At 40.6% G+C, this 19,491-nt stretch carries 14 protein-coding genes; 8 read left to right on the top strand and 6 right to left on the bottom strand.

The features are described from left to right. Positions 1-126: 126 nt before the first annotated feature. Both I5M19_RS14245 and I5M19_RS14250 read right to left on the bottom strand, forming a co-directional pair. Entirely contained in the window at positions 127-330 is a 204-nt protein-coding gene (locus I5M19_RS14245) for a YtxH domain-containing protein (RefSeq protein ID WP_200067030.1), read from the bottom strand. Positions 331-382: 52 nt separating this feature from the next. Next, positions 383-736, bottom strand: a complete 354-nt coding sequence (locus I5M19_RS14250; RefSeq protein WP_200067031.1) for an MmcQ/YjbR family DNA-binding protein — start codon at positions 734-736, stop codon at positions 383-385. Positions 737-868: 132 nt separating this feature from the next. Between I5M19_RS14250 and I5M19_RS14255 the strand changes: the two genes are divergently transcribed. From I5M19_RS14255 to I5M19_RS14275, 5 genes are all read left to right on the top strand, one after another. Further along, entirely contained in the window at positions 869-2,353 is a 1,485-nt protein-coding gene (locus I5M19_RS14255; protein ID WP_200067032.1) for an alpha-amylase, read from the top strand. Between the two features lie 55 nt (positions 2,354-2,408). Next, positions 2,409-3,182 (top strand): ThuA domain-containing protein, encoded by a 774-nt coding sequence (locus I5M19_RS14260; protein ID WP_200067033.1) that lies wholly within the window; start codon positions 2,409-2,411, stop codon positions 3,180-3,182. Positions 3,183-3,205: 23 nt separating this feature from the next. Beyond that, positions 3,206-4,990 carry a glycoside hydrolase family 9 protein gene (locus tag I5M19_RS14265; RefSeq protein WP_200067034.1) on the top strand — a complete coding sequence of 595 codons (1,785 nt, stop codon included), beginning with the start codon at positions 3,206-3,208 and terminating at the stop codon, positions 4,988-4,990. 71 nt (positions 4,991-5,061) lie between these two features. Next, positions 5,062-6,057 (top strand): NAD-dependent epimerase/dehydratase family protein, encoded by a 996-nt coding sequence (locus I5M19_RS14270; RefSeq protein WP_200067035.1) that lies wholly within the window; start codon positions 5,062-5,064, stop codon positions 6,055-6,057. A 73-nt stretch (positions 6,058-6,130) separates the two neighbouring features. Next, on the top strand, positions 6,131-6,319 hold the full coding sequence (locus I5M19_RS14275; protein ID WP_200067036.1) for a hypothetical protein: 189 nt from the start codon (positions 6,131-6,133) through the stop codon (positions 6,317-6,319). 57 nt (positions 6,320-6,376) lie between these two features. Here I5M19_RS14275 and gldB read toward each other — a convergent pair whose 3' ends face one another. Continuing rightward, complete coding sequence (gene gldB, locus I5M19_RS14280; RefSeq protein ID WP_200067037.1) at positions 6,377-7,426, bottom strand: gliding motility lipoprotein GldB; 1,050 nt, start codon at positions 7,424-7,426, stop codon at positions 6,377-6,379. Positions 7,427-7,494: 68 nt separating this feature from the next. Here gldB and I5M19_RS14285 point away from each other — a divergent pair, with 68 nt between their 5' ends. Continuing rightward, positions 7,495-9,144, top strand: coding sequence for an NAD+ synthase (locus I5M19_RS14285; RefSeq protein WP_200067038.1), 1,650 nt, complete (start codon positions 7,495-7,497; stop codon positions 9,142-9,144). An 82-nt stretch (positions 9,145-9,226) separates the two neighbouring features. Then, positions 9,227-9,811 carry a DUF4136 domain-containing protein gene (locus I5M19_RS14290; protein ID WP_200067039.1) on the top strand — a complete coding sequence of 195 codons (585 nt, stop codon included), beginning with the start codon at positions 9,227-9,229 and terminating at the stop codon, positions 9,809-9,811. A 40-nt stretch (positions 9,812-9,851) separates the two neighbouring features. Here I5M19_RS14290 and I5M19_RS14295 read toward each other — a convergent pair whose 3' ends face one another. Both I5M19_RS14295 and I5M19_RS14300 read right to left on the bottom strand, forming a co-directional pair. Then, positions 9,852-10,040 (bottom strand): hypothetical protein, encoded by a 189-nt coding sequence (locus tag I5M19_RS14295; RefSeq protein WP_214653068.1) that lies wholly within the window; start codon positions 10,038-10,040, stop codon positions 9,852-9,854. 71 nt (positions 10,041-10,111) lie between these two features. Then, on the bottom strand, positions 10,112-14,803 hold the full coding sequence (locus I5M19_RS14300; protein WP_214653069.1) for a beta strand repeat-containing protein: 4,692 nt from the start codon (positions 14,801-14,803) through the stop codon (positions 10,112-10,114). A 402-nt stretch (positions 14,804-15,205) separates the two neighbouring features. Here I5M19_RS14300 and I5M19_RS14305 point away from each other — a divergent pair, with 402 nt between their 5' ends. Further along, positions 15,206-18,949 (top strand): S8 family serine peptidase, encoded by a 3,744-nt coding sequence (locus I5M19_RS14305; RefSeq protein ID WP_200067042.1) that lies wholly within the window; start codon positions 15,206-15,208, stop codon positions 18,947-18,949. 4 nt (positions 18,950-18,953) lie between these two features. Here the strand turns inward: I5M19_RS14305 and I5M19_RS14310 are convergent, their stop codons facing one another. Beyond that, a complete protein-coding gene (locus tag I5M19_RS14310; RefSeq protein WP_200067043.1) occupies positions 18,954-19,451 on the bottom strand; it encodes a hypothetical protein in 498 nt (165 codons plus the stop codon). Positions 19,452-19,491 lie beyond the last annotated feature (40 nt).

Consider the following 19,491-nt stretch of genomic DNA (forward strand, 5'->3'; position numbering starts at 1 on the left):
ATTTTAATTAATAAAGGTTTAATCAACACTTAAATTATTTCGATTTAGCACAGCCTGAATGAATTTTTTTCATAAAAAAAGCCCCTGAATTATCAGGAGCTACGGAAATTTTTTTAAATCGGTTTTTTAGTAACCGCTTTTAGGTTGCTGCACTTGTTCAACCACCTGCTCTACCGTTTGGGTTGCAAATTCTTTTGCTTTATCAAACCATTCAGGAGCTTCTTCAGTTATGTCGTCAAGTATTGATCGTCCGTCCGGTCCTTTTTTGGTGATGTAATTTATACCATATCCTATGGCTGCACCTACCACTATAAATCTTAATAAGCCCATGTTTATTTTTATTTTTGTTTACAAATTGTTCAGGCTTTTAGTGCCTTATTAGTTAAGTAAAATTACCCTCATATTGTTTTATTAGTTTTTTAGTTGCCCTATTGCTCCAGGCAGTAAACAGCAATTGTTTCAATTCATCCGGGTCAGCCTTATCCAAATGTATAAGCATATAGCTGTAATTGAGATAATGGTCAGTAACGTAATATATATTGGAGTTATGCCTTAGCCATTTATCACGTTCAAGGGTGTTTATCACCAGGGTTTCGCCATCCTCTTTAATGCGGCAAAATAGTTTATTATTTACATAAAATGCGGGCGTTTCAAAACACAACCGTTCTGTCACCCCGGGTAAATGCAATAAATTATCGCGCAAAAACTGCAGATATATAAAAACAGAAGGTTCCATTTGAATTTTAAATAATTGCTAAAAAAGCATATGTGGCAATATGAAATTAAATATTTATTTACGCCTTACAAAAACCTAAAGTTAAGTAGTTAGTTGTATGAGCTTAAATGGCATATTTGTGCCCTAAAATAAATGGAAAATTATACGATGATGCAGTTTTTTGAATGGTATTATCCTGCCGATGGCAGTTTATGGACGCATTTAAAAAACGAAGCAGAAAAACTTAAACAGGCGGGAATTGATGCCGTATGGTTGCCACCTGCGCATAAGGGTACAACAGGAGGCATTTCAGTAGGATATGACAGTTACGATCTGTACGATCTTGGAGAATTTGATCAACGGGAAAGCGTACGCACAAAATACGGTACCCGCGACCAACTTTTGGATGCTGTAACAACAGCTAAGAATGCCGGGTTAAATATTTATGTAGATGTAGTACTTAACCATATGGGCGGTGCAGAGGAAACAGAAAAGGTGACCGTACGTAAGGTAGACCCTGAAAATCGTAACGAGTTTATTAGTGAGCCTTACGAAATTGAGGCTTTTACGAAGTTCCCTTTTACAGGGCGTAATGGAAAATATTCACAATTTAAGTGGAACCACGAGTGTTTTTCAGGCGTGGACTATGATGCCGCCACAAATGAGACCGCTATATTTAAGATCCAAAATAATTTTGGTGACGGATGGGAAGAGGTAATAGGTGATGAAAAGGGAAACTTTGATTACCTGATGCTGGCAGATATTGAAACCCGGAATCCTGCAGTAAGAGACGAATTGAAAGCATGGGGTAAATGGTTTCACGAAACAGTTAAGTTTGATGGCATGCGGCTGGATGCCATTAAACATATGTCTTTTAACTTTTATAACGAATGGCTTGACCATATGCGCGGGGAGTTAAAAAAGGAATTTTTTACCGTTGGGGAGTATTGGAGTCAGGAGGTGGGACTACTGCAACAATACATCGAAGCAACAGAAGGCCGTATGTCTTTATTCGACGCGCCTTTGCATCATAATTTCCATACGGCATCTGTAGAGGGAAAAGATTATGACCTTACTAAAATATTCGAGAATTCATTACTGGCTGTTAACCCGGAGTTGGCTGTTACACTGGTTGAAAACCATGACACCCAACCCCTGCAGGCCCTGGAGGCGGTGGTGGAATTTTGGTTTAAACCCTTAGCTTATGCACTAATATTGTTAAGGGAGCAAGGTTACCCTTGTGTTTTTTATGCCGATATGTACGGTGCAAAATATAAAGATACAGGTGAGGATGGCAACGAACATGAGATAATACTGGCGCCATGTGCTGAGTTAGAGCGATTGCTTTATGTCCGCAAGCACCTGGCTTATGGCATACAAACCGATTATTTTGATGATCCTAACTGTATTGGGTGGACAAGAAGCGGTGACGATGAACATCCCGGTTCGGGGTTCGCGGTTTTGCTGAGTAATAACGAAGATTCAACCAAACATATGAACTTGGGCCAAGGACATGCCGGCAAAGTATTTGTCGATCATTTAGCGAAACATACTGAAGAGGTGATCATCGGTGATGATGGTAGTGCCGATTTTTATGTTAAAGCCGGTTCGGTATCAGTTTGGGCAATAAAAGGTTGATGTTTTTGATAAATTAACTATTTTAGGAGGAAATCTGTATCTCACCGGATTTCTTATGAAAAAGATACTCTTCCTCCTGGTCCTATCTCTTTTTATTATAAGTGCTAATGCTAAAGCGCAAGGTAATTCTAAAAAGACTGCATTTAGGGTACTAGCACTTTACGAAAACGGTGGTCATCATATCGAATACTCCAAAGCAGCACGAATCTGGCTTGATAAATTAGCTGCTGATAGCGGTTTTACCATTGACTATATACAAAACACGGATAATATTAACACCGCTTTCCTGGCAAAGTATGATCTGTTCATTCAACTGGATTACCCTCCGTATGGCTGGAAAACCGAAGCTGCTGCCGCCTTTAAAGATTATATTAGCAAAGGAAAGGGTGGTTGGATAGGTTTCCACCATGCTACACTATTGGGCGAGTTTGATGGTTACCCCATGTGGCAATGGTTTTCGTGGTTTATGGGAGGTATAGTTTACAAAAATTATATAGCAGATTTTGCGCAGGCTACTGTTAACGTAGAGGACAGCACCCATCCGGTTATGAAGGGCGTACCCAAAAGTTTCGTGATAAAAAAGGAAGAATGGTATACCTATGACAAAAGCCCCCGCCCTAATGTACATGTGTTAGCCGGGGTTGATGAAAATACGTACACACCCGATTACGATATTAAAATGGGCGGTGATCACCCGGTGATATGGACTAACCCTCATGTTAAGGCGCGCAACGTTTATATATTTATGGGGCATTCTCCCATACTTTTTAACAACCCGGTATATACCACTATTTTCAGAAACGCCATATTTTGGGCTGCTAAAAAATAGATCTTTAAAAAGTTAATATCCATATGAAATATCTTTACCATTGCTTGTTACTTATTTGTCTGTTATTGCCCGCAGGGCACTTGCTTGCCAAACCGGTGATATATATTAATCAAATAGCTTTTGATAGTAACGGCCCAAAAACAGCAGTTGTCCGTTTTGACGTAAAACCGGTTACGCCTATAAAATTTACCCTGATAAATATCACAAACGGGAATGTTGTATTCACCGGAACTTTAGCCGACCCGCAGGTTATCACCGAATGGGCACCGGGTAAAGTATTCTATCAGGCCGATTTTTCTTCATTTAATACAAATGGGAATTACCAATTAAGCTTTAAACAGGATGGTGAAACATATACCTCGTATACTTTTAAGGTAAGGGAGAATGCGGTAGCAAAACAAACCCTTTCCTCAATAATTCATTATTACAATAAACAACGTGCAAATACTCCGCAGGAACTTTCTGCCGATGCTAAATTGAAATTATTCGGGAGTGATAAAACGGTAGATATGCGTGGCGGCTGGTGTGATGCGTCAGGCGACGTAAGTAAATATTTTTCGCACCTGGCCTATGCCAATTATATGTCTCCACAGCAAACCCCATTTGTTACCTGGTCAATGGTGAGCGCTTCCGAAGCTATACCACAACTGCTTGCTAAATGGAAACTTAAGGATTCATTAGATAATGAGGCACTATATGGAGCCGACTATATGATGCGTGCGCTAAGCGATTCCGGTTATTTTTATATGATCGTGTTTAGTTATTTTAATAAGGATCCTAATGCACGCAGAGTAGTTGGCTTGCTGGCTAACAGTGTTACCACCAATCAATATCAGTGCGCGTTCCGCGAAGGAGGAGGGATGGCCATTGCCGCGCTTGCCCGTATATCGCAATGGAAAAAGCATGGCAAATTTACCTCAAAGCAATACCTGGACGGTGCAAAACGCGCCTTTGCCCACCTGTTGGTTAATAACACCAAATATGATGATGATGGGAAAGAAAATATTATAGACGACTATTGCGCACTGATGGCAGCTACCGAACTATGGATAGCTACGGGTGAGGAAATGTATAAGAATGAAGCACGTAAACGGGTAAATAACCTTGCAGGACGAATGAGCGCAGAGGGTTACTTTTTAGCCAATCATCACGGTCGCCCGTATTGGCACGCCTCGGACGCCGGATTGCCGGTTTTGGCGCTTGTAAGATATTTAGATAAGGAGCAGGATGCCCCTCACAGGAACGTTGCACTCGATGTCATAAAACGCGCGCTTGATTATAATTTAAAAGTGACCCATAATGTAGATAATCCGTTTGGATATGCGCGGCAAAGTTTTATGTATAAAGGAAAAGTGCAGGATGGTTTTTTTATCCCTCATGATAATGAGACCGGGTGGTGGTGGCAGGGCGAGAACGCACGCCTGGGATCTTTAGCTTCGGCAGCAATAGCAGGCGGGAGACTGGTTTACCCCGGTAATGCTAATTGGGGGGTTAATTTACCACTCGCTAAATTTGCCGAGCAGCAAATGGATTGGATAATGGGCTGCAACCCATACAACATGTGTTTTGTATATGGTTTCGGAAAAAACAACGTGCCTTATATGCAGTCAAATTTTGGGCACGGATCAGAACGAGGGGGTATTTCAAATGGTATTACCGGGAAGGATGGTAACGGTGACGGATCAGGTATTGATTTTAAAACCGAAGCAGAAGGCAACGAGTGGCGATGGACAGAACAGTGGATACCGCATGCCGCGTGGTTTTTGCAAGCCGCTGCATTAATGGCACAACCTGTTGCGCTACATTAATAAAAATTTAATAAATTACAGCGAAGTATTTTTCAGATATTTGGTATAAAAACTTAGACACATAAACAAACATGATCACATCATTGGTAACCGGAGGAGCAGGTTTTATTGGTTCACATGTAGCCAAACATTGTTTAAACCTCGGACATAAAGTTATTGTACTTGACGACCTTAGCGGAGGCTTTGAAGACCACGTGCCTGCCGGAGTTGAATTTATTAAAGGGTCAATAAACGATGTGCCCCTGCTGGAGCAATTATTTGCTGAACATCAATTTGATTATGTATACCATTTGGCTGCATATGCTGCCGAGGGATTGTCGCATTTTATACGCCGCTTCAACTACAATAATAACCTGATCGGTTCGGTCAATCTTATAAACCTTTCGGTTTTATACAAGGTTAAATGTTTTGTGTTCACCTCATCAATAGCGGTGTATGGTGCAGGTCAGTTACCTATGATAGAAAGCATGGTACCGCAGCCCGAAGACCCATATGGTGTGGCTAAATATGCGGTAGAAATGGACCTTAAAGCTGCAAAACACATGTTTGGCTTAAATTATGTTATTTTCCGCCCGCACAATGTGTATGGCGAAAACCAGAACATCGGCGATAAATATCGTAACGTGATCGGTATATTTATGAACCAGATAATGCAGCAAAAACCTATGACCATTTTTGGTGACGGCGAGCAAACACGTGCATTCAGTTATATTGATGATGTTGCGCCGCACATTGCTAATTGCGTTAACGTTCCCGCAGCTTATAATGAAGTTTTTAATGTAGGAGCTGATAAACCGTACACGGTTAACGAGTTAGTGCAGGTAGTAGCTAAAGAACTTGGTGTTGAGCCAATTGTTACGCACCTGGAAGCCCGCAAAGAAGTGATGCACGCCCATAGCGACCACTCAAAAGCGGCCGGTGTATTTGGCAAAAGCAAAAATGTAAGTTTGCAGGAAGGGATAAGCAAAATGGCTGCATGGGCTAAAGTGGTTGGATCAAGGGCAAGCGCTGAGTTTGAGAATATAGAAATAGAAGAAAATCTGCCACAGGGCTGGAGTAAGAAATAATATTTTAAAAGCTAAACTTTGCGGCTTTTTCGGTAAACATTTATATTTTTGCAGGTAAATAAAAAAGCGTATTATGGAATCAATGGAAAATGCTAATTCGGAGTCTCATTACAAATCTTTAGTAGTTGCTATAGCAATTGGTTTAGTGGGTGCTTATCTTCGCTTTGCCGATTTTAAGCTAGCTTCAGCCGTATCAAATGCAATATTTGTTTTGGCTATCATTTTAGCATTAAGAACTGTTTTTGCTATCCTGAAAGATTAAGGAATTATTAAAAATATAATTAAAGGCGCCCGTGGTATTAGCTACAGGCGCCTTTTGTTATTCTTCCCTTTGGTTCTTTGGCCGGTATTTAGCTTCGTTCAGTATTTTTTGAGCATCCCCGTCACGCATTAATTGCGGCAAGGTAACCGTTGGATTTCTGCTCATATATTGCCGCACAATTTGCCAGCCTGTCCATACAGCCAGTTTAGGTGCCGACTCATTATTTTCACCCAATCCCGGTGTAAAGGGTGCTTCGGTCAAGTATTTTTGTATTTTTTGATAATCGCTTTCATAGAGTAAATTCTCCCCGATAAAAAAATCCCAGATATTACCTTTAAAAGTGTTGCACCATTGCAACTGTTTATCAGTATAACCTATCTTGGTAGAGTCAGGCACGTCGGGCAGTATCTGATCCATAAAATACATGATCTTGCCATTGTATATCATTTTGGAGAGTAGTGAGCGGTTTTCTTCATCTTCGGGAAACATATCTTCGCGGGCCATGCCTTCAATTACTCTTGGCGTAATATTGTCAGGAGTAAATCTGCGCGAAATATAGTGAGGAAAGTTTTCGGTCAACGCCGGGTAAAAGCGGGAGTTTGCTCCCAGGAAAAGGTCCAGCCCGATAGCAAAGTAGCCGTCACCTATAGATGTTTGCGCCTGAAAACCCGACAGGTAGGTATAAACCTTTGGTAGTTTTTTTTGCGGGTAATAATACTTTATCCGCCTGAAGGCATCGGTAAGTTCGGCGTTTTGTTTATCCATATCAGGATATACCGAATCAACATCGTGTTTAAGATCATTATAAGCGGCCCCTGCAAACACTTGCCTTAGCAGACTAAAATATGCAGTATCCTGTGTGCTGCCCAGTTTTAAAATTCGTTCAATAAAATCCTGGTAAAACACTCCGTACTTTTTTTGTAAAAATACCGCTTGCTGATCCATTGGTTTTTTGCGCATATCATCAAAATCATGATCAAACCGCACAATTTTTACATTGACAGGTATGTTACTCACATCGATTTTTTTGTGATTATTACAGGCTGCAAACAGTATGCTTAAAAAACTTAGATATATTAGACTTGATTTAGCAGAATAAGAGATCATTTTTGGCGTTTTAGCAAAAATAATTTTTTTATTTGCATTAGCACATAAGCAATACCAATCTATATACTATGAAGATCGCCCTGGCCCAACTTAATTATCATATTGGTAACTTCGAGTCGAACACGAATAAAATTATCAGTCATATACATGCAGCTAAGCAAAATGGAGCCGATCTTATTGTTTTTGCCGAGTTATGTGTGAGCGGCTATCCCGCGCGCGATTTTCTGGAATTTAAGGAGTTTATCAACCTTTGTGCAGAAGCAGCTAAAACCATAGCAGCTGAGTGTATAGATATTGCCTGTATAATTGGTTTGCCAACACCCAATAATAATCCGGAAGGCAAGGACCTGAATAACTCGGCTTATTTTATTGAAGATGGAAAAGTGAAAGCTATTGTTAATAAGGCATTGTTACCAAATTATGATGTTTTTGACGAATACCGATATTTTGAACCATCAATGGAATTCAATTGTATCGATTTCAAAGGCAAGCGTATTGCACTTACCATTTGCGAGGATTTGTGGAATACCGTAGAAAACCCCTTGTATATTACACGACCCATGGATATGCTGATAAAACAGCAGCCTGATGTGATGATCAATATAGCGGCATCGCCATTTGCTTATAACCATGACGAGGAGCGGATTGATATTTTAAGTGATAACGCCGGGAGGTATAAATTGCCTTTATTGTATGTGAACCATGTTGGCGCGCAAACTGAACTTATATTTGACGGTGGTTCGCTCGTATTTGATAACACAGGAAAGCTGATAGATGAATTGCCTTACTTTGAGGAGCATGTGGCTTACTACACCCTCAGTGATGACGGGGCGATATCTTTTGAACATACATCCACTTTAAGAACAGAGAAGCAAAGTGATATTGAACAAATACATAATGCTCTGTTGTTAGGGATAAAGGATTATTTCAATAAATCCGGATTTAAGCAGGCCATCCTTGGGCTTTCCGGCGGAATTGATTCCGCGGTAGTTTGCGCCCTGGCGGCCGAAGCTTTAGGCCCCATGAACGTGATGGCCGTGTTATTACCCTCGCGTTTCTCCAGTGAACACTCCTTAAAGGATGCCGAAGACCTTGTGAAAAATTTGGGCTGTAAACACGAGGTGATCGCTATCAGTAAAATAACCGAGGCATTTGAAGAATCGCTGTATCCGCAATTTAATAACCTGCCTTTTAATATAGCTGAAGAGAATATACAATCGCGCAGCAGGGCCGTTCTGTTGATGGCAATGTGTAATAAATTTGGTTATATACTGCTTAATACTTCAAATAAAAGCGAGGCAGCAGTGGGATATGGAACCTTATATGGTGATATGTGTGGTGGTATTTCGGTTATCGGCGATGTATTTAAAACGCATGTTTTTGAGTTGGCACGTTATATTAACCGCGAGCGTGAGATCATTCCTGTTAATACCATTACGAAACCACCATCAGCAGAACTTAGACCGAACCAAAAAGATACCGACTCGTTACCGGAATACGACATACTTGACGCTATACTGGCTGAGTATATTGAAAATCGTTGTTCATCGGCAGAGATCATAAAAATGGGCTTTGATGAAGAGGTGGTGCGGAAGGTAATAAGGCTGGTAAATATTTCGGAACATAAACGCTACCAGACGCCGCCTATACTGCGTGTGTCGCCTAAGGCATTTGGCATGGGCAGGCGTATGCCAATAGTAGGTAAATATTTATCTTGAATTTATTTGTACATTTTTAGTTATTGCGTTAAACCATTATTAAATACATACGTCTAATACTGTACATATAAGAGGGGATATCATGAGAAAATATGTTTATTTAATGCTGACGGTAATGTTTGTATCGATACTGTCGGCCTGTAGCAGCTACAATTATTACACAGCGGCTGCCAATAAAACCAATCTAAGCAATTATCACACCTTTGCATTGGCGCCTGTTCGCGAAAAGCGCGGCAAACATTGGCGTCCGCTCGATGAAATAGGAAACGGAAGAATTCAGGAAGCCGCTAAGCAAGCTTTAATTGATAAAGGGCTTGTTATGCAGGCAAATAATCCTGATCTTTTAGTAAGCTATACAACTGTTACCGGCCGTGGCACTAAAATGGAATACTACTCTCCGTATTATGGCGCCTGGGGCTATGGTTATGGGTGGTATCGCCCTTATTATTATGGTTTTGGCTGGCCCGGATCTTACGGCTATGCACAAAAAGTGCATTATAAAGAGGGTACTATTATTATTGATCTTATTGATACCAGAACTAATGACATTGTTTGGCGCGGATATGGCGTAGGGGAGCTACATAACCCTAAAAGAACCATGAATGATGTGCCTAAAGTGGTCGACGGCATCATTAAGCAATTGCAGCTGACACCAGATAGTAAATAATTAAGAATTTAATATAAATTTACCGGAAGCCTTTTCTGTACTAAACAGAAAGGGCTTTTTGTTTGCGGTATAAGTGATAAGTTCCAAAAATAACTGCGGCAATAACTAATATATATACCCAGGTATCTAAAGGAACATCGCATGGGGTATAACTTGTATCAGGAGGACTATCAGGATCTGGTGGTGGACCGCCCGGACCATCGCAATCATCCTGGCAAAAGGCGTTCATATTAGTTAATAAAAAAAGGAATAATATACTCCCGTACTTATAAATTTTCATACTCACTGATCTTTTCATATTTACAATTTTACAAATTTACTATTACCTACAACATGCTTTGTGTTGTTGTTTATTACCTGTACAAAGTAGGTGCCCGGTAACAGGTCGCTTACATTATCCTGCCAGGTAGGTTGGGTTGATGTAGCCGTTTTTACCAATGTACCCAACCCGTTCACTATTTTTATGGTGTACGAAGCGGTTTCAGCGTCCGGAACTATAGAAACGTTAACGGTTGTACTTACCGGATTAGGATATACTTTCATGTTATCTACCGTGATGTTGTCAGAAAGATCGGCATACATCAGGCTAACCGGCTTTGAGTAGCTGATGGAACCATTAATATCATCCTGTTTTAAACGGTAAATATTTAAACCTTTAACCGGATCATGGTCTATTATATTATAGTTGCCTTTATCATTAGAGGCGATGCTGCCTACCACTTCAAATGTTTTACCATTGTCGGTACTTCTTTGCACTGTAAAATCGGTTGAATTACTTTCGTTTTCGGTTATCCATGATAATTGTGCACCAGTGGTTATTTTGGCAGCACTAAAATCAAGAAGCTTTAATTGATAGGCTGGGTTTTGTTTGATCACTAAACTAAACCGATTGGAACCGAAACTTGCTTTATCACTTGTACTGGCATTAAAGTTATACGTATTGTTAGCCCGTATATCAAGCGAATCTTTTTTATAAGCATCCATCAACCAAACATCGTACAGTTTAGGTATATTTTTAAACTCAGGTATATTTAGCTGGTATAGGCCGCTGCTGGTAATGGTAATATTAAGCGGAATAATTTCTGTGGTTTTTTTAGGTAACGAAAGCTGATTGATGGCCAATGAAAGATTATCGCTTGACAGTGTGGATATATTAACCAAACTGTTTCCTTTCAAATAAAGAGCATCCTCATATTTTATATAAGCGGGGTTAGCATTGCTTTTAAAAAATACTACGGTACCATCGTTATTTACCGAATCTTTTTTCAAGCGCAGACGTATGTATTGAAGATCTTCGGCAGGCTGCGGTGCTGAGGTAGATAGTAGCAAGTTAGCCCGGGGTATCTGAGTTGAAACTTTAGCAGATTCGGTAAAGGTTAATGACGCACCTGAACTGTTGCTATCTTGCTTATTTGCACGAACAAAAAAGCCTTGGCCGCTGGGAATGATGTTAGCTGTTGAATCATGAGAGCCAATGCCACCGTGGCCCGCAATATAGGTGGCATAAGCCTTTGTAAGTGCATCATAAACATAAATTACAGGCGAAATATTAACTGTGGAATCTGCAGTTGATAAAGAATAGATCTTATCCCAGTCTATTGAACTTGCATAAGGGTTACCAACTAAATTGTACCCGCGTACAGCCGAATTTGAGGTAGAAGTAGTATAAGACAAGGTATCTTGATCGGGAGTGAACCAATCCCTCACCTTGATAGTTCCCTGGTTTAATGTTCCCGTGGCTGTAAAGGTAGCCGGAGATGCAGGAAGGGTTGAGCCCGCCGCAGTATTACCCCTAAAGAAGAATAAATAACCATTACCCACAGGGATATTTTTTGTACCATCATTATCAACTCCTATGTCATAACGGGGAGTATTGATGATGTTATTTACACCCCGGTAATTACCGGATATAAAGGAAGTACCATTAGGTGCCAAATTTTCACGATATAAATAAATGGTTGGATTTACTCCTCCATCAAATCCACCACTTATACCTGTTGTTCCCGATAAATAAACAACACCTCTTAAGTAATCTAAACTATACACATTATTAAGGCCTACAGTACCGGAATATACCGGCGATGATAACATTCTGTATCCCCTGTAGTTATTATTGGCAGGATCGCCTGATATATATCGCTCTACTTTAACATCGCCTGTAATACTTGCAGTGGATGGGATCTCAGCAATCGTAGCCGAACCATCAGCATCGGATTTGAGGGTAAGTATACCGCCGGCTGCCAAGGTTGTTTTACCTGACATGGTGAGTATGCCTGTGCTGCTTAAAATAAAGCCGCTGCCGGTGCCTGCAAGTGTTTTGGTCTTGGTTGATCCACCAGTGTTACTGAAAGTTATTTTGTTAAAAGTAACAGGAGTAGATGAGTTATTATTATTGATATTTTGATTATTAGTACGGTCAAAATTTACTAAACCACTACCACTTATAAATACTCCATTATTGGTATTATTAAATGTACCCCCTCCCATATCCAATTCGCCACTACTTAAGGTAAAAGTACCTGTATTGGTTAAATTAGCATTCAAATCAATTGTGCCGGATCCGGCATTAAAAACATTTTTATTGTTAAGTGTACCGCTAAACGTTACATCGCCCGAGCCTAATGTTACCGTTCCGCTGGTGTTATTAGTAAGTGCGGCAAAGGTGTTTGACCCACCCCCGAGCGTTATAGTACCGCTCGAATTATTATTTACAGTACCAGATGCGGCTATGGTGCCTGAACCTGATTGCAAGATATTTCCGGTATTAGTTACTGCTGCAAAATTTAAGTTGCCGCCAGCTGCTTGCGTTACCGTTCCGCTGTTTGTAAATGTTCCGGTGGTAGTAATTGTACCGGTACTGTTTTGTGAAATAGTGCCGGAGTTATTAACAGTACTGCCAAAATTCAGATTTCCAGCTCCTGACTGTGTTACAGTACCTCCGGTATTAGTAAAAGCTCCGGTGGCCGTAAAAGTTCCGCCGCCCGATTGTGCTATGGTACCGGTATTATCCAGTGTGCCCGAAAATGTAAGCGCTGCGGTACCTGTATGGTTAATGGTACCCGAATTTGTTGAAGCACCTGCAACGGTTAGCGCAGAAGAAGAAACATTAATAGTTCCGGCGTTAGTAACTGCACCGGTCGATGTTAATGTAACAGGTGCAGATAAAGTAAGTATTGAACCGGCATTGGTAACTATATTTGAGGCAGAGCTTACCGCCCCTGGTCCTAAAATTGAAGGTGTTGCGTTAGCTGTAACTGTGATGCCGCCTCCGGGGCTAAGTGTATAGCCAGAGTTAATGGTGATTTTTGGATTAATACCACTAAAGGTTATAGAACCTGTAGATGTATTTGCAGTGAGTACTGGATAATAAGTACGACCACCTGGAATAGTTATATTAGATGTACTGGTTGGATAACCATAATTTGCCCAATTGCTATTGTTATTGAAATTGGTATTGTTGGCGTTTCCCGTCCATATAAAGGTACTGTTGGGGGGCATGGTTAAAGTGGCTCCGGTTACATTATATGTGTTAAAGGTGGTATAAGGTGAGGATTGTATAAAAGCAGGCTGCCCTTGCCCGGAGGCAAATCGGAAATAAACTGATGACGGACTGCTGGAGTTATTAAAAGTGTTTACATCCATAGCCAGAAAATAACTTCGCGAAGTGTTAGTTATGGTTTGTGCAACATCGGTTATGGCTACATTACCCCCATTTAAAGCTACTGTGCCAATTTGCGTGTCGGTTGTGGGTGAAAATACATCATCAGTTGAGTAGTACAATTTTGCATTGGCAAAATAAGTGCCGTTGCTTCCAGCCGGAAAATCCACATTGATGTTATTAATAGTTATAATACCGCTAACGGTGATTTTAAAGCCAAAAAATGCCTGCTGCACATCGCCCGGATTTACAACAGTAGTTATATTATTTGTTGTCGCACTATTTAAACCTGTAATGGTAAGTGTTGGTAGCGCTAGTGAAAAATTACTTCCGTTGATATTACTACCTGCAGGTAAATTAGCACTTAACGGACTGCTTTGAACTATAGAATTGGTTTGCGAGGTTAAAAGGCTAAACTGGGATGTAGCCGGAACTGTACCATAATACCCATTATTAAAATCGCCAACAATAAAATAATATACGGGTGATGCTCCATTGGTAAAGGATTCGTTTAAACCGGAGATACTTATGCCCGTAGCGGAATTATACCCAAAACTAACGGTAGCGCTCGTTATTTGTGTGGCTGTGGCTAAAGAAAAAGTGCTGGAGCTTGACCGGTATATCTTACCATTATTAAAATATGCCTGAGCCGCGCTTGAAGAATTGGTGTTATATAAATTAAATCCGCTTACTGTGGCACTTGCATTTGTGCTTACCCCAAAACCAAAAAAGACAATACCTGCTTGCCCGGGTGTTAATGTGCCCTGTGTTATTCCATTTCCTGCTGAATTCGCACTAGTTAAAGTGTAATTAATATTTGCTAAAGAAAAATTTACTCCGGGCAAATTTGCTCCTGTTGATATGCTTGGGTAATATTGCACTACAGCATTACTTGCTAAATTAACTTGAAAATTAGACGGAAGACTTGCACTTCCAGTTGTAAAATCACCAACTAAAAAGAAGGTAGCGCTTTGCCCAGCGCTAATGGTTTGGCTAGAGTATATGTCAATTGATGTGCCGAAATTGAAAGTACCTACCTGAACTGCACCTGAGAAAGTGCTACCTGTTGTACGATATAATCGCCCATTTGTAAAAAATCCTGACGTTGTTGCTGTAAAATGAAAGACACCAATATTTAGATCCGATCCTGCAGCGGAAATTTTCACACCGTATAAGACCGCGTTGTTAGTACCACTTATTAAACTATTCGAAGAAATGCCATTTGCTGGAGTATTTGCATCGGTAAAAGTCACCGTTTGAGCAACCCCTTTTTGTATGAAAAAAAAGTAGATGGAAATTACAAGAATTAAATATCGGCGTAAATGTGTTTTCAATAGAAAAGTTTAAAAGGGGTTAATATATTTCACTTACCAGAAAAAATAGCAAAAATAATGCAAATGCAATAAAATCAGCTATTTATTAATGAATTTAATCAGTTCACACCAAATACGAATTAATAACGCAAACGGTTTGCCTTTTTATGGAAAAAACTATAAATAGAAGTGTTTTATAGTGAGAATTAAATTCCCCTATATGGGTAATTTATTCCCCGATATGGGTAATTGAGAATTTTAATTATAGGTTTATAAAAATGGAATTTATTGCTCTATATTATAACCGGAAGGTTTTTGTTGACGTATAAAAGAATTTATATTAAAAGATGCAAAATTTAAGCCAGTTATTTTATAATTCGCTTTTAAATACGGAAACTTGTTATATCAATATAATCCATATTTATGAAGAAATTTTACGCGGCATTTTTTTTTAAACTGTTTTTTTTATGCTGCGTAACAACTGCATTTGGCCAGGTTCCTTTAGTTAATTCCAGGCAGACAGAAAATTTGGATCAAATTTCTCTGAATTCGCAACGGATTTTTTTAATCAATAAGCAAAAAGCATTTTCTTTAGCGCCCACTTATGGATGGGATACCCTCAGGGTAACACCAAATGGTAATATAATTGTGCTGCAGGGGGTAAACGCGTTAGGGTTTCCGGTTTACATCACTACTCATAACAATACAATTGCAGCAGCCACAACGGGTACTAATACGGTACAACCTGGTGGCGCTTTAGGGTTAAATCTTTCGGGTTCCAGCAGTTTTTTGGCTAATAAACTGGCCATATGGGATGGCGGCCAAGTATACCAGCAGCATGTTGAATTTGCCGGAAAAACTATTACAGCAAAAGATAACGCATCAATACTTGACCACTCCACACATGTGGCAGGTACCATGATAGCAAAAGGGGTGTATGATCCTGCAAAGGGAATGGCTTTTAATGCTTCGACATTACTTGCCTGGGATTTTAATAATGATGTATCTGAAATGAGCGGCGCGGCCGCGGGTCTGCTGATATCTAATCACTCCTATGGTGATGTTGCGGGATGGGAGTACAACCCAGACCAAACAAGATGGGAATGGTATGGCCTTCCGGGTGACTCAGTAGATTATAACTTCGGTTTTTATGATTCGCGGGTGCAATCATGGGATAAGATAGCTTATAACGCGCCCTATTACCTGATTGTGGAATCTGCGGGTAATAGTCGTGCCAGCAATGGCCCTGCAGTAGGTCAAACGTATTATGGATACAGTAGTCGGAATAATGCAACCATAATAAATAAAGGCGCACGCCCGGCTACTATAAGCGATAACAGTGGTTATGATATTATAAGCACTACCGGCAATGCCAAAAATATACTTACCGTAGGTTCTGTTGGGCCTTTGCCCAACGGACCGGTTAATCGGCAGGATGTAGCCATCTCTTACTTCAGCAGTTGGGGCCCTACGGACGATGGCCGAATAAAACCGGATATTGTGGGCGACGGTGAGAATGTGTTATCTACGGGTGTTAATAGTCCGACTTCTTATTTAAGGCTTTCAGGTACGTCCATGTCATCGCCAAATGTAGCGGGCTCTTTATACTTGTTGCAGGAATATTATGCGCAAAAAAATAATGGCACTTTTATGCGTGCTGCAACTCTAAAGGGTTTGGCATGCCATACAGCCTTTGATGCTGGTAACGTAGGTCCTGATTACATTTATGGATGGGGACTGCTTAACATGCGTGCAGCTGCCCAGGCTATAACCGATAATAAAGATAAAAGCCTTATCAGTGAAAATGTATTGCAGCAGGGCGAGGTTAAAACATTTAAGGTAACTGCATCAGGTAATGGGCCGTTATCGGTAAGCATATCATGGACAGATCCGGAGGGTACACCAACAACCGAAGGTGTTATTAATAGTCGCGTACCAAAATTGGTTAATGACCTTGATATCCGCGTAAGCGATAGTACAATTACATATACCCCCTGGGTATTAAATCCGGACAACCCTTCTGCTCCGGCAACTACAGGCGATAATATCCGTGATAATATAGAACAGGTTTATATTGCGAATGCCATTCCGGGTAAAACATATACCATAACCATCAGCCATAAAGGGACGCTAAAATCGGGTAGCCAGCCGTATTCCATTATCGCTACCGGCATAGGTGGTGCGGCGTATTGCGCGTCGGCTCCAACATCCACAGCTGATTCCAAAATAACTAATTTTACCATGGCTAATGTAAATAATACTCCGGCGGCAGGTTGCGCCGGGTATTCCGATTTTACAAGCCTTACCTTACAGCTGGAACAGGCAAAAACATATCCATTCAGCATCGCGTTTGGTACTTGTGGTGCTAATTTTAATAAAGCCGCAAAAATATTTATAGATTGGAATGCCGATGGTGTTTTTAATAACAACGAATTGGTTGCTACCAGCGGCGTTATAAATGGGAACGGTACCTTTACCGGCAACATTACAGTGCCTTTAACGGTTACTCCCGGTAATTTTGGCTTGCTGCGGGTAGTACTAACCGAAACTACAGATACTGCATCAATCACTGCTTGCGGAAGCTATGCAAAGGGTGAGACGGAAGATTACCGTGTGCAGTTTTTAAAACCGTTAGCTGATGCCGGTGTAACTGAAATTGTTAATACCGAAACGGGGCCGCTATGTGCCGTTGCCACTGCCCCAGTAGTCAGGCTCAAAAATTTCGGCAGTGCTCCTATAAGCAACATCCCGGTAACGGTAACGGTTACCAGCGCAAATAATACCGTTGTTACTTTTAATGAAGTTTATAAAGCTTCCATTGATCCTTTGGATGAGGTGGATTTTACCTTTACTGAAAAATTCAACACTGTTGCAGGAGCAAGCTATAGTATAACAGCCCAAACCCATTTATCCGGCGATCCTATTTCAATAAATGATCAAACATCGGCAGTTATCAGTATAAGCTCACCGCCACAGATAAGCGATCTTTCGGCTTATTATTGTACCAATACCCAACTATATCAGTTAACAGGTGCCGGAGACGGGCAGTTATTTTGGTATAAAAACCTTGCGGATGCTTTGCCATTTACCTATGGTTCACCAGCACTTGTGCCAGATGCCCCGGTTAACAATACCTATTATGCAGGGCTCAATGACTTTAGCGGAAATGTAGGGCCGGTCAATAAGAATGTTTTCAGCACGGGTGGGTATAATCAGTTCACACCTTCGGTAATTGTAACTACTAAAGTACCCGTTGTTATAGAAACAGCGCGTTTATATATCGGCAACCCCGGTAAAATAACATTCACCGTTACAGCGGATAACGGAGAGGTGGTATCATCAGTAACGTTAAATGTTGCTGCTACACGCAGTAATCCTCAGGCGGGGGCGTTGGTTGATGATCCTGCGGATCAGGGGGAGGTTTATAACCTTAATTTATTACTTCCGGCAGCGGGAAAATATACCATAACTCCAACTTATGAAAATGCTACCATTTATCGTAATAATGGTGGTGTAAGCGGTTATCCTTTCAATATTGGTAACATATTTAGCATTGCTTCTAACAATGCCATATCCGGTACTAATACCAGTGATACCACCTATTATAAAAACTTCTATTATTATTTTTATGACATGCATATTAAAAGTGCCGGTTGCCCTTCAGCAGCCAGGCAACCTGTGCAATTAAGTACACCGGTTATTACCCAAAACGGCGAAATATTAAATTCCAGTTTTGCTGCAAACAACCAGTGGTTATTAGATGGTGTAGTAATACCGGGAGCAACCGGCCAAAGCTATACACCCTTGCAAAGCGGTAATTATATCGTGCAGGTAGTATTGAACGGTGGCTGTGTTGCCACATCGGATAGTTACTCTTACGCGTTAATAGCGAAGAATCCCGATCAGTCTACAGATATTGGTTTAACTATATTCCCTGTACCTGCAAATGATAAAATAAACGTGGTTTTTGTTGCTAAAGACGCGGGCTTACTCAAATTGTCTTTAGTGAATACTGCGGGAACTGTACTATATCAGCAATCGCAAGCTATAAGTGCCGGTAACTTCAGTACTGTATTAAATGTAACTAACCAATTGCCCGGCACTTACCTGTTAAAGGTAAATTTGGGGCAAAAGGTGTATGCTAAAAAAATAATTATAGTAAAGTAGAACTTTATTTAAAAGTGTACTTTAAGCCAAGGCCCGGCGCAAGATCAAAGAAGGGACCGGTTGCCAGTTCAAGCCTGGGATTTAAATCAAGACTTATAGCAATGGGTGCATCCGGAAGGGTATATTCCAAACCTAAAGTTGCGTCACCACCTAATAAAATGTGACTGTTGCCGTAATATTGGTCGTCGCCGTTAAATCGTTTATAATTTCCACGACCTACTGAACCAATATGTGCACCAAAGCCATAATAAAATTTAAGTAAAGGGACGTTGAAAGCTTCCTGATGGATCTCATATAAACCCGTGATGACCAAACCATGATCGCGTATCCCTAATATACCCTCAAGGGCAACATTGCTTTGGGTGAAATACTTTACGGATGGCCCGTTCTCAAATCCGCCGAATTTTAAGCCTACGGCTGTTTGATAATCCTGAGCGTCTGAACGTTTCGAGATCAGTAAAAAGGATGTTAAAATTAGTGTGACAAAGGTGAACTTTTTCATAAATGTAGTTTTGCTAATAACGGCATAATTAGCGTTTTAT

The organism is Mucilaginibacter segetis (assembly GCF_016522075.1).
Lineage (GTDB): Bacteria > Bacteroidota > Bacteroidia > Sphingobacteriales > Sphingobacteriaceae > Mucilaginibacter > Mucilaginibacter segetis.